Genomic DNA, 11,713 nt, shown 5'->3' with positions numbered 1-11,713 from the left:
CCTGCTTCTTGGTGCCGACGAACAGCACGGTGCCGTTGTGAGCGACGGTCTGCTTGATGAAATCGTACGCAGTGTCGATCATGTCGAGCGACTTGAACAGGTTGATGATGTGGATGCCGTTGCGCTGGGTGAGGATGTACTGCTTCATCTTCGGGTTCCAGCGGCGGGTCTGATGGCCGAAGTGCAGGCCGGCCTTGAGCATTTCGCTCATCGTGATCTGAGCCATGATATGACTACCTTTCATTGTCGGTTCTTGCCTGGCCATGCGCACCTGCGTGCAATCCCCGAGGGGACCGACCGACACAGGCCGTCGCGGACATGGCGCGAATTGGTGTGCGCCGGTAGACGATATTTGGGTGGCTCGCCCCGCCTGCGACCGCGGGACTCGCCGGATGGCGCACGAAGAGCGATGATAGCACAACGCCCCGCCATCCGATGGATGACGGGGTCGCGCTCGGCGGCAGCCTACGAAGAGCCCACCGGGCTCTTCGCTTAACGGCTGCCGCGCATCATGCGCAAGGCCTTGCGGCGCTCCTCCTTCTCCAGCCGATCGATATAGACGTGTCCGTCCAGATGATCGCATTCGTGCTGGAGCATGCGCCCCATGATGCCGGTGCCTTCCAGCACGACGGTTTTGCCGTCTAGGTCGATGCCGCGGACACGGGCGTAGTCGGCGCGCTTGGTGCCGTACCACAGACCGGGCAGCGACAGGCACCCCTCATCGCCGTATTGTTCCCCACGGGTCTCCTCAAGCACCGGATTGAGCACGTACCCGATCTTGCCGTCGATGTTGTACGAGAAGGCGCGCAGGTTCACACCGATCTGGTTGGCCGACAGACCCGCCCTGCCGGGGTTGTCCACCGTATCCAGCAGATCCTGCACCAGGCGGCGCACGGCGGGTGTGATCTCCGCAATCGGATCACAGGGGGTGCGCAATACGGGATCGGGTACCACACGAATCTCGCGAATCGCCACGATAGTCCTCTTTTCTGCAATAACCGGAATGACCGGTGTCAGTCGTTATCCTGCACGGCGGCGTCGGCACCGTCAGCCCCTGCGGGCGTCCCATCGGCGCCGGAGGGATCATCCTCCGACTGCTGACGCCGAATCTTCTCGGACACGCTAGCAAGCGAATCTGACATATTCGACTTGGCCTGGTCGATGGCCTGGCGCATCTTCGGGCTCATGGTCTCGGAGGCCTGACGCACGCTTTCCGAAGCCTGGCGAACCGTTTCGGTGGTCTTGTCCAGGATGCGCACCGTGGCGGGCAACGAGCGGACGGGGTTCTTCGGCGCGTACAGCACGTCCTCGATCAGATCCGCGTACCGCTGCAGCACCTTGGGCCGCACCACCTTCATGCTCGGCGTCAGCGTGCCCTCCTCCTGGTTGAAGTCGTGGTCCAGGATGACGAACTTGCGCACCGACTCGGCGCGCGAGACGTTGGCGTTGGCCCGGTCCACGTACTGCTGGACATACGCGCGCACCGCATCGTTCTGCGCGATCTGCTCCTGGTCCATCGCCGTATCCAGCCCCTGCCCCTGCAGCCAGCCGGACAGCATCTCGTCATCCAACGCGATCAACGCGGCGACGAAGGGCTTGTTGTCCCCGACGATGACGGTGTGCGCCACGATCGGGCAGGTGTTGATGATGTCCTCCATCGGCGCGGGGCTGATGTTCTTGCCGCCGGCCGTGATGATGATGTCCTTCTTGCGCCCGGTGATGTACAGGAATCCGTCATCGTCGATGCGGCCCAGATCGCCGCTGTGCAGCCAGCCATCCTCCTCAAGCACCTCGGCGGTGAGCTCGGGCTGCTTGTAGTAGCCGAGGAACACGTTCGGGCCCTTGATCATCACCTCATCGTCTTCGGCGAGCTTCAGCGCAATGCCCGGGCCGGGCTTGCCGGCCGAGCCCACGCGGTTCGCGTCCTCGAAATTGACCACGCAGGGCGCCGCCGTTTCGGTCATACCGTATCCCTGGATGAAGGTGATGCCGTCCATGCCGTTGAAGAAATGCGCCAGGTCGGCGTTCATCGGGGCGCCGCCGCATGCCAGGTACTTGAGGTTGGGTCCCAGCGCCGACCGTACCGAGGCGCCGACGACCTTCATATAGAACGCATGTTGCAGCCGTTCGGCCACGGGATGCGGCCTGCCGGCCATCTGGTTCTTGGACCACTGGGTGAAATGGGCCACGGCCTTGGCGAAGATCCGTCCACGGATACCCGCCCCCGCCTTCTGCGAGGCGGCATTGTAGACCTTCTCGAACACGCGGGGCACACCCAGCAGGTATGTGGGTTTGAATCCCCTCAAATCGGCCAGCAGGTGGTTGGCGTTGGGGATGTACCCCACCACGCCGTTCGCGCCGATCGCCACATACTGGATATACCGGGCGAAGCAGTGCGCCAGCGGCAGGAACAGCAGCAGACGGCTGGGCTGGTACAGCATCTCGTCCAACACGTCGTATCCCGCATACACGATATGCGTGAAGTTCCGATGCGACAGCATGGCGCCCTTCGGACGCCCCGTGGAGCCGGACGTGTACACGATGGTGGCCAGGTCGTCGGCCTTGACCCGGTCGATGGCCTCGTCGAGTTCGGCATCGCTCACCGCACTGCCGAAATCCACAACCGCGTCGATGCCGTCCGTCTGGAAGTTGAACACGTACTGGAAGTCGTCATGCCCGTCACGCAGCTCCTCAAGCACGTGGGCGTGGCTGTCGTCCTCGGCGAAGGCGATGACGGGATTGACGTCATTGACGATGTTCTCGGCCTGCTTGGCGGAATCCGTCTCGTAGATCGGCACACTGACCGCGCCGATGGCCGCGCAGGCGAAATCGACGACGCCCCAGTCGTAGCAGGTCGGCGAATAAATGACGACCATGCTCCCCGGACGCACGTCCAACGCCATCAATCCCTTGGCCACGGCACGCACACGCTCCAGCATCTGCGCGGCGGTGACGTCATGCCATTGACGGGTGGTCTCGTCCTGCCATTGGGCGACGACGTCCTCGGCGTCGCGGGCCGCGCGTAATGCGAGCAGCGAGTAGATGGTGTCCTGTTCGGTGGTTTCACGGATGGGGTCCACGGCATATTCACGCAACATGACTCTCATCTTAGTGCCGGCGCACGGCGGTGCCGAATCGGCACGCCGCCGGCCGCTCAGCCCACATCGGCCAGCGTGCACATCCATCGGCTGCCCACACGCTTGAACACCAGGTTCGCCCAGTAGTGGGTACGTCCGATGGTCAGATGGGCGGTCAACTCCAGCGTGACGGGACTGACGAACATGCCGAGGATCTGGTGGGGCACCACCGGCAGGAAACAGAATTGTTCCCTGAGCTCCCGGTGATTCTGCAGATGGTTCTCCATCAGGTGGGACATCGTTTCCAGTTTGGTCAGACAGTTCGCCGTCAGGTTGCGCTGCAGCATCGACGGGGCCAGTCGCCCGCGCATGACGTCGGTGCACCGGCATGCCAGCCAGCAGGAGGACAGGGCCAGCGACCGGCTGTCCTCGGGGGTGATGTGATCCTCGAAGCACCGGACGATATGATATGGCACCGGCTGTTTGGACAGTTCGATCTGAATGAATCCGTCATCGCTGGGCAACCCCTGCGCCGTTCGACGTTGAACATCCCCTTGCATGGTAACCCCCCTTTGGTCAATGGCCGCCCCCGCATCCCTCTGACACGGAGCGATGGGCCGTTACCATCCCACAACAGCACAAAACAATTCGCCCCGCAACCGTGCGGGGCGAAAATGTGGATAAGTGGACAACGACCGGTCAGACGCCCCTGTGGGCATTCACCGCCACGCCGCAGCGCTGGAAGCTCTTCAGGTCCACATAACCCGTTGAGGCCATGGCCCGGCGCAATGCACCGATGAAGTTGGTGGTGCCGTCCGCCTGATGGCTGGGACCATACAGGATCTCCTCCAGGGTGCCGACGGTGCCCACATTCGTGCGGTAACCGCGGGGCAGCGTCTGATGACGTGCCTCGGCGCCCCAGTGCATGCCCTTGCCCGGCGCCTCGGTGGCACGGGCCAGCGGAGCGCCCAGCATGACGGCGTCGGCGCCCAGCGCGAACGCCTTGACGAAACTGCCCGACGTGCCCATGCCGCCATCGGCGATCACCTGCACGTACCGTCCGCCGGACTCGTCCATATAATCGCGGCGCGCCTCGGCCACATCCGCAATGGCCGTGGCCATCGGGGCCTCCACGCCTATCGTCGTACGCGTGGCGGAGACGGCGCCGCCGCCGAACCCGACCAGCACGCCGGCTGCGCCGGTGCGCATCAGATGCAGGGCCGCCGTGTAGTTGGCCGCACCGCCGACGATGACCGGCACGTCCAGGTCATAGATGAAGCGCTTCAGATTCAACGGCTCGTGCGTGTTCGACACATGTTCGGCGGAGACCACCGTGCCGCGGATGACGAACAGATCGACGCCGGCGTCCACCACGGTGGAGTAGAACTGCTGCGTGCGCTGGGGAGACAAGGCACCGGCGACCGTGACACCGGCGTCACGGATCTCATGCAGACGCATGGTGATCAGCTCGGGCTTGATCGGCTCGGCGTAAGCGCGCTGGATGGCGCTGGTCGCCTCGTCGGCGGGCAACGCCGCGATCCGGTCGAAAACCGGCTGCGGGTCCTCGTACCTGGTCCACAGACCTTCGAGATCCAGAACCCCCAGACCACCGAGCTTGCCCATGGCGATGGCCGTTGCGGGGCTGGTCACCGAATCCATCGGCGCCGCGATGACCGGAACATCGAACTCGTAGGCATCCACCTGCCATGCGGTTGACACATCACCCGAATCACGGGTACGGCGCGACGGGACGATCGAGACGTCGTCGAGCGAATAGGCAAGACGCCCCTTCTTGCCCAAGCCGATTTCAATTTCCTGAGACATACCTTCAAGGCTAATGCTCAGGTGGGACTCAGTGTCAACATCGTGGACAAACCCGGCGTGCACCGTCGGCTTGCGATATGACTGGAACCATCGCCACGCACCATATGAGGAGGAATCATGGCCAAAATCAAGGTCGCAGGCAAGGTCGTCGAACTCGACGGCGACGAAATGACCCGCGTGATCTGGAAGGACATCAAGGACCGTCTGATCCTGCCGTATCTCGACATCGATCTGGAATACTACGATCTGGGCATCGAGAACCGCGACGCCACCGACGACCAGGTGACCATCGACGCGGCGCAGGCCATCAAGCGCGAACATGTCGGCGTCAAATGCGCCACGATCACCCCCGACGAGGCACGCGTCGAGGAATTCGGCCTCAAGCGCATGTGGAAGTCGCCCAACGGCACAATCCGCAACATCCTGGGCGGCACGATCTTCCGCGAGCCGATCGTCATCTCGAACATCCCCCGTCTGGTTCCCGGGTGGACCAAGCCGATCGTGGTGGCACGCCACGCGTTCGGCGACCAGTACAAGGCCACCGACTTCAAGGTTCCCGGACCGGGGCGGCTCACCGTCACCTTCACGCCCGAGGACGGCTCCGAGCCCATCGAGCATGTGGTGTTCGACTACCCCGGTTCCGGCGTGGCCCAGGTGCAGTACAACCTGGACGATTCCATCCGCGGCTTCGCCCGCGCCTGCTTCAATTACGGTCTGATGCGCGGATACCCGGTGTATCTGTCGACGAAGAACACGATTCTCAAGGCCTACGACGGCCGGTTCAAGGATCTGTTCGCCGAGGTGTTCGACACCGAATACCGCCAGCGGTTCGAACAGGCCGGTCTGACGTACGAGCACCGCCTGATCGACGATATGGTGGCCAGCTCGTTGAAATGGCATGGCGGGTACGTGTGGGCATGCAAGAACTACGATGGCGACGTGCAGTCGGACACCGTGGCCCAGGGGTTCGGATCGCTGGGACTGATGACCTCGGTGCTGATGACCCCGGACGGCCAGACGGTCGAGGCCGAGGCCGCCCACGGCACCGTGACGCGTCACTACCGCCGTTGGCAGCAAGGCGAGAAGACCTCCACCAACCCAATCGCCTCGATCTACGCCTGGACCGGCGGCCTCAAGCACCGCGCCAAACTCGACGGCACGCCCGAAGTGGAGCATTTCGCCAAGACGCTGGAACAGGTCATCATCTCAACGGTGGAATCCGGCCGTATGACCAAGGATCTGGCCATGCTCATCGGCCCCGACCAGCCGTGGCTGGACACCGACGGGTTCATGGATACGCTGGATGAGGAGCTTGCCAGGGCACTGCACGACTGACATGGCGACCGCCCGACGCCCGGATTGCGCGGTTTTCCGCCGGCATCCGGGCGTTGGTGTATCGCGCCTACTAGAATCGTGGTGCAGTAGTGGTAGTGGTAACACGGCAAAGTTGAGGTAACGATGCAACGCAGGCAGGTCTTCGTCCGGCTGGCGGCGGCTGCAGCCATCCTTTCATTGACGGTGCCGCTCTCCGGCTGCACCGCACGACAGGAGGAACCCGAGCCCTCCGATCCGCAGGTGCACGAGGCGGGCACGGTGGCCATCTTCACGCCGACCGACGGCCTGACCATTTCACAACACACGCCGTTGAACAAATGGCAGGCGCTGACGCCCGAGCTCGAACAGGCCTTGCAGGAGCAAGGCTTCTCTCGGGAAGATATCCACGTCCATACCTCGGACGGATTGGCACGGCAGAGCCGGGACATCCAGGATTATGTGGTCGAGGCGCTCACCCCGGGCGAGGACGACCCCCAGCCCGACGAGATCACGCTGGTTGTGGCCCCCGCGGTGGAGGCGGGCGACGCCACCCGCCAATACGGCGATTACGTGACCGAGCATATCGACTGGAACGCCGACGACATCGAATCGCAGGACGGGGAGATCTCCGAGGATGACCGGAAGGCCGAGCAGGACGCGCAACGACTGGTGACGGCGCTGGATCTGGCCAAGGAAGCGGGCATGCGTGTGGTGCTGATGGCCAGCACGATCACCGGATTCACCCCGGACGCCTATGTGCAGATGTCCGACGCGGAACGGATCGGCGCCATTCAAGCGCAGAACATCGTGGACAAGCTCAAGTTGGACTCCACCAGCGTGGAGAACCCCAAGTATGTCGAGGTGATGCTCCCCCGCAATACGGTGTCCGAGGATTCCTCCGACGCCGACGAGAGCGAACAGGAGACCGACGAGTTCGCTGCGGCGGCGTTTCGCGGCGTGTGGAACGTGCTCGCGCCGTATTTCCAGGACGGGCGTGCGCTCAGCCCCTCCGGTCTGCTGACCGCCGAGACCACCGCCGACGATTGGCGTTCGGTGGCGTTCGATGCCTCCGACGAGGACGCGATCGCAGCCGAACTGACCCAACGGCTGGGTATGGATGATGCCGATGCCGGACACACGCGCGTCGACGGCATCATCGCCATGAACGATTATGTGGCCTCCTCGGTGATCGGCCAGCTGTCATCGCTGGGCTACGTCGGCACGTCGGCCGACATCAATCCCTCCATCTCGATCTCAGGCATCGTCGGGAACATCGCCGGACGCAAGGACCTGGTCAAGCAGCAGGTCCCGGATCCGATCAAGGCGCCGGAGGAATCGGACGATAACGCCGATGGAGATATCGACGACGACATCGAACGCATGAATTCCCGCTGGCCGATCGTCACCGGATATGGGGCGTATCTCGGCATCATCCCCCGCATCGTCGACGGCCAGCAGTGGATGACCGCACTGGAGGACCGTGTGGCCATCAGCGATGATGTGGCCCAAATCTGCGCGCGCCTGGACGCCGACAAGCCGCTGGATGATCTGGAAGGCATCAACACCACGGACATCAACGGCTCCAAGGTGCCCACGCTGACCGAACCGCTGGTGGCGGTCAGCGCCAGCAATCTCAAGGAAGCGCTGATCGACCCCGGATACATCACGCTTGCGGACGCGGGGTTGTAACGAAACCGCGCCCGGTCATCCGCGACCCATCCGAGATAGCCGAGTCATCGGAACCACCGCGAACGATGATCGGGGAGAGACCTGTGCGGGTCTCTCCCCGATCATCGTTGTCGCTTCGCGTTTCGTGGATTCAGCGCTTCGCCGGGGCGTAGATCACGGTGTCGATGAGATCGTGATAGTGCTCGGTGACCGCCTGGCGACGGGCCTTCATGCTCGGGGTCATCAGACCGTTCGCCTCGGTGAACTCATCCGGCACGATCTCGAACTTGCGGATCGACTCGGCGCGCGAGACCAATTCGTTCGCCACGTTGACGGCGCGTTCCACTTCGGCGCGAACGATCGGATTGCGGGCGGCCGTCTGCAGATCAGGCATGGTTTCGGCACCCTGGGAGGTCAGCCACAGGTTCGTCTCCCCCAAATCCAACGTGATGATGGCGGCGATGAACGGCTTGCGGTCGCCCACCACCACGCACTGGCTGACCACCGGGGACGTCATCACCGACGCCTCCATGGCACCGGGGGACACATTCTTCCCGCCGGCGGTGATGATCAGGTCCTTCTTGCGCCCGGTCAGGGTGACGAACCCCTCGTCGTCAATCGAGCCGAGGTCCCCGGTGTGCAGCCATCCGTCGATGATCTGCTGCTCGGTGATCTCGGGGTTGTTGTGGTACCCCTTGCAGACCGCCGGACTCTTGATGCACAACTCGCCGTTCTCGTCAATGCCCATCGTCACGCCTTCCAGCGGCAGGCCGATGGTGCCGATCTTGTAGCCGACCGTCGGGTTCACGCTGGACGGTGCGCAGGTTTCGGTCATGCCGTACCCTTCGAGCAGCGGCAGGCCCACGCCGTTGAAGAAGTGCGCGATCGACACGTCCAACGGGGCGCCGCCGGAGACCGCGTATTCCACGCTGCCGCCGAACACCTCCATGATGGTGGAGTACACGAGCTTGTTGTACACGGCGTGCTTGATGTTCAACGCCGCCGGAATGCCGTCGCCCGACTGCTGGGCCTTGGACCATTCACGGGCTACCACCGCGGCGTCGGCGAAGATGCGCCCCTTGAGCCCGCGTCCGGCCTTCTGCGAGGCGGCATTGTAGATCTTCTCGAAGATGCGCGGCACGGCCAGGATGAAGGTGGGCTTGAACGCGCTGAAATCGGCGAGGATCGTCTTCAGGTTGCTGGACAGGCCCAGCGTGACGTTGCCGGCGAAGCAGAAGAACTGCATATACCGGGCGAACACGTGCGCCAACGGCAGGAACAGCAGCAGGCGGCGATTCGGCTTCATGGCGATGTCGGGCATGGATTGCACGCCCGAATACGTGATGAACACAAAGCTGCCATGGGTCAATTCAATCCCCTTGGGCACCCCCGTGGACCCGGAGGTATAGACGATGGTGGCCAGATCATCGCCGCCGACGGCGCGCTCACGCTCATAGAACTCGGCATCGCTGACGCCGCGGCCATACTCCCGCAGCGTTTCGATGGCGCCGCGGTCGATCACGTAGACGTCGCCCAGATCGGGGCAATGCTCGCGCACGGATTCGATCTTGTCCCGCTGGGCATCGTTTTCGGCGAACGCCATCCGCACCTGCGAATCGTTGAAGATCATCTCCACCTGAGCCGGCGAATTGGTTTCGTACACCGGCACGGTCAAGGCGCCGATGGACATGATGGCCATATCCAACGCCGTCCACTGCCAGCACGTGTGCGCGATCACGGAGACGCAGTCCCCGGGCATGATGCCGCGGGCGATCAGCCCCTTGCCCAGCGAGACCACCAGATCCTTGAACTCCGCGGCGGTGAAGGACCGCCATTGGCCCTGCTCGTCCTTGTATTCAACCAACGAATCCTGCGGGGCGCGCCGCACGCGCTCCTCGAGGATGGAGAACAGGTTGACGTTGGTGTCGATCGGCTCCTGCAACGGCCGTGTGTATTCCTTGTCCATGTCGCTCCCTGACGATGAAACCCTGACAGTTGGATTGTACTATGGCGCGACCCCATAACCTACGTTTCCGTAACCGGCTTGAGCACGATTTTGCGTGTCTCGGCCTGTCCCACGGGGTCCAGGTACCGCTCATCGCCGGTCCTCACGCCCCAATGCACGCAGGATTCGCCGCAGTGGTCGGATTCGCCGGCAACAGTCGCGAACCGGTCGCCTCGACCGATTCGGCTGCCCGCCGGCAGTGCGGTTTGGGCGGGTTCGAACGTTGACGTCAGCCGCCCGTGCCGTATCGTGACTACCGATTTGCCCGCCACCGTGCCGGAGAATGCGATGATGCCATCCGCCGGGGCAAGCAGGTCGACTCCCAGTTCCACGGCCAGATCCACGCCGCGATGCCCGGGATCCCACGGCTGCGGCGGCGGATCGAACGCACCCACCACATGGGCGTCGACCACCGGCCATGCCATCGAGGCCCTGCAACCCCTCACATCAGCCACGGCGGCCGACGCCACCGTGGCACTCCGACGCGGAATCGCCACCACCATGCACAGGCAGAGTGCGAGTCCCCCACCGATGCAGGCCATGGCCGCACCCCGCCGCATATGCTCCCGTCGCCGCTGCTCCCGGTATCGCCTGCGCCGCAGCCGATTCGCGTACCCGTCGTCCATCATTCCCCCATTCCGTCCGTCTCCCCCGATCACCAGTGTCGCAGCCACGCCGGGTTCAAGTCCAGCTGTTCCCGGCAATGTGGTCGAACGCCGTCAGGTTATCCACCGCAATACGGCACCCTGCCCCGTTGCGACACGCCGAAGTTGCACTCGTGTCATTTACGGCTATTCTTATTTTCTTGTGCGCGGCAGTTCGCCGAGCGCGGAACATTCCTGCGTAGCTCAGTTGGCAGAGCATCCGACTGTTAATCGGACGGTCGCTGGTTCAAGCCCAGCCGCAGGAGCCACAACGAAAGGCCATCTCCCGGGAGATGGCCTTTCGCATATCCCGACAAAAGGAGGGTGCCGTATGCTGGTGGTATTTTTCTCACGTCCCGGCGAGAACTTCAATGTCGGCGTCGTCGCCGAAGGCAGCACCGCCAAGCTGGCGCACATCGTGGCGGAGTCGACCGGCGCGCCGATGGTACGCATCGTGCCGGACCAGCCGTATCCGACCGGCTACGATGACGCCAAGCAAATCATCCAGCACGAATTGGAGACGCAGGCTCGCCCCGCAATCAGGCTGGAGGCCTTGGCGTCGGAGCCGTTCGACACGGAGCAGGCCATCGCCGCTGCCGACCGCATCGCGCTCGGCTACCCGATCTGGTGCGGATCCCTGCCGATGCCGGTACGCACGTTCCTGGACGAGCATGACCTGGGAGGCAAGACGATTCTGCCGTTCTGCACCAACGAGGGCAGCGGGCTGGCCCGCACGATGGACGAACTGCGCGACGCACTGTCCGACAGCGACATCCGCCCCGGTTTGCCGGTCCTCGGTTCGACGGTCCAGCACGACCCCGCCGATGCCAGGGCCGCCGTCGCCGTATGGCTTGACGACCATTCCTCCCGCTGACGACAGCCTGTGCCCGCTCGTCCCGACCAACAAGACGGAAGGAACCGCCGCGACCATACGCAGCGCCGACGACAGACCGGAAGCAGGACCGACATGCCGTGATTTGCATTCACGGGAAAAAGGGATAGACTTTATATCTTGTGCGCGGCAGTTCGCCGGGCGCGGAACATTCCTGCGTAGCTCAGTTGGCAGAGCATCCGACTGTTAATCGGACGGTCGCTGGTTCAAGCCCAGCCGCAGGAGCCACAACGAAAGGCCATCTCCCGGGAGATGGCCTTTCGCATATCCCGACATCCGTGTCTGCGCC

The 11,713-nt window shown here is 63.5% G+C and carries 10 protein-coding genes and 2 tRNA genes; 5 read left to right on the top strand and 7 right to left on the bottom strand.

What is annotated here, in order from left to right; all coding sequences use genetic code 11:
* The 5 genes from rpsB to B4C31_RS05500 all read right to left on the bottom strand — a co-directional run.
* On the bottom strand, positions 1-226 hold a 226-nt coding region (gene rpsB, locus B4C31_RS05520; protein WP_291531655.1), incomplete at its 3' end, for a 30S ribosomal protein S2.
* Positions 227-492: 266 nt separating this feature from the next.
* Positions 493-975, bottom strand: coding sequence for a peptide deformylase (locus B4C31_RS05515; RefSeq protein ID WP_291531654.1), 483 nt, complete (start codon positions 973-975; stop codon positions 493-495).
* Positions 976-1,013: 38 nt separating this feature from the next.
* Positions 1,014-3,098, bottom strand: coding sequence for an AMP-dependent synthetase/ligase (locus B4C31_RS05510; RefSeq protein WP_291531653.1), 2,085 nt, complete (start codon positions 3,096-3,098; stop codon positions 1,014-1,016).
* A gap of 56 nt (positions 3,099-3,154) precedes the next feature.
* Positions 3,155-3,637, bottom strand: a complete 483-nt coding sequence (locus tag B4C31_RS05505) for a hypothetical protein (RefSeq protein ID WP_291531652.1) — start codon at positions 3,635-3,637, stop codon at positions 3,155-3,157.
* Positions 3,638-3,776: 139 nt separating this feature from the next.
* A complete protein-coding gene (locus B4C31_RS05500; protein ID WP_291531651.1) occupies positions 3,777-4,901 on the bottom strand; it encodes a GuaB3 family IMP dehydrogenase-related protein in 1,125 nt (374 codons plus the stop codon).
* 117 nt (positions 4,902-5,018) lie between these two features.
* Between B4C31_RS05500 and B4C31_RS05495 the strand changes: the two genes are divergently transcribed.
* Together B4C31_RS05495 and B4C31_RS05490 are read left to right on the top strand one after the other, a co-directional pair.
* On the top strand, positions 5,019-6,236 hold the full coding sequence (locus B4C31_RS05495; protein ID WP_204386930.1) for an NADP-dependent isocitrate dehydrogenase: 1,218 nt from the start codon (positions 5,019-5,021) through the stop codon (positions 6,234-6,236).
* Between the two features lie 123 nt (positions 6,237-6,359).
* Complete coding sequence (locus B4C31_RS05490) at positions 6,360-7,904, top strand: hypothetical protein (RefSeq protein ID WP_291531650.1); 1,545 nt, start codon at positions 6,360-6,362, stop codon at positions 7,902-7,904.
* A 130-nt stretch (positions 7,905-8,034) separates the two neighbouring features.
* Here the strand turns inward: B4C31_RS05490 and B4C31_RS05485 are convergent, their stop codons facing one another.
* Positions 8,035-9,849: an AMP-dependent synthetase/ligase gene (locus tag B4C31_RS05485; RefSeq protein WP_291531649.1), complete on the bottom strand. Its 1,815-nt coding sequence runs from the start codon at positions 9,847-9,849 to the stop codon at positions 8,035-8,037.
* A gap of 59 nt (positions 9,850-9,908) precedes the next feature.
* On the bottom strand, positions 9,909-10,517 hold the full coding sequence (locus tag B4C31_RS05480; protein ID WP_291531648.1) for a M23 family metallopeptidase: 609 nt from the start codon (positions 10,515-10,517) through the stop codon (positions 9,909-9,911).
* Between the two features lie 208 nt (positions 10,518-10,725).
* On the opposite strand from B4C31_RS05480, the gene B4C31_RS05475 reads away from it, so the two are divergent.
* The 3 genes from B4C31_RS05475 to B4C31_RS05465 all read left to right on the top strand — a co-directional run bounded on the left by B4C31_RS05475 (position 10,726) and on the right by B4C31_RS05465 (position 11,652).
* Positions 10,726-10,801 (top strand) — tRNA-Asn (locus B4C31_RS05475).
* Between the two features lie 62 nt (positions 10,802-10,863).
* The gene (locus B4C31_RS05470; RefSeq protein ID WP_291531647.1) at positions 10,864-11,406 is read left to right on the top strand and encodes a flavodoxin; all 543 of its coding nucleotides are present in this window, start codon (positions 10,864-10,866) and stop codon (positions 11,404-11,406) included.
* A 170-nt stretch (positions 11,407-11,576) separates the two neighbouring features.
* Positions 11,577-11,652 (top strand) — tRNA-Asn (locus B4C31_RS05465).
* Positions 11,653-11,713: the final 61 nt, after the last annotated feature.

This window comes from Bifidobacterium sp. UBA4282, from assembly GCF_002394995.1.
In the GTDB taxonomy this organism is placed as follows: Bacteria; Actinomycetota; Actinomycetes; order Actinomycetales; family Bifidobacteriaceae; genus Bifidobacterium; species Bifidobacterium pullorum_B.
Note: the sequence above shows the minus strand (reverse complement) of the source record. Positions and strands in the feature narration are given on the sequence as shown.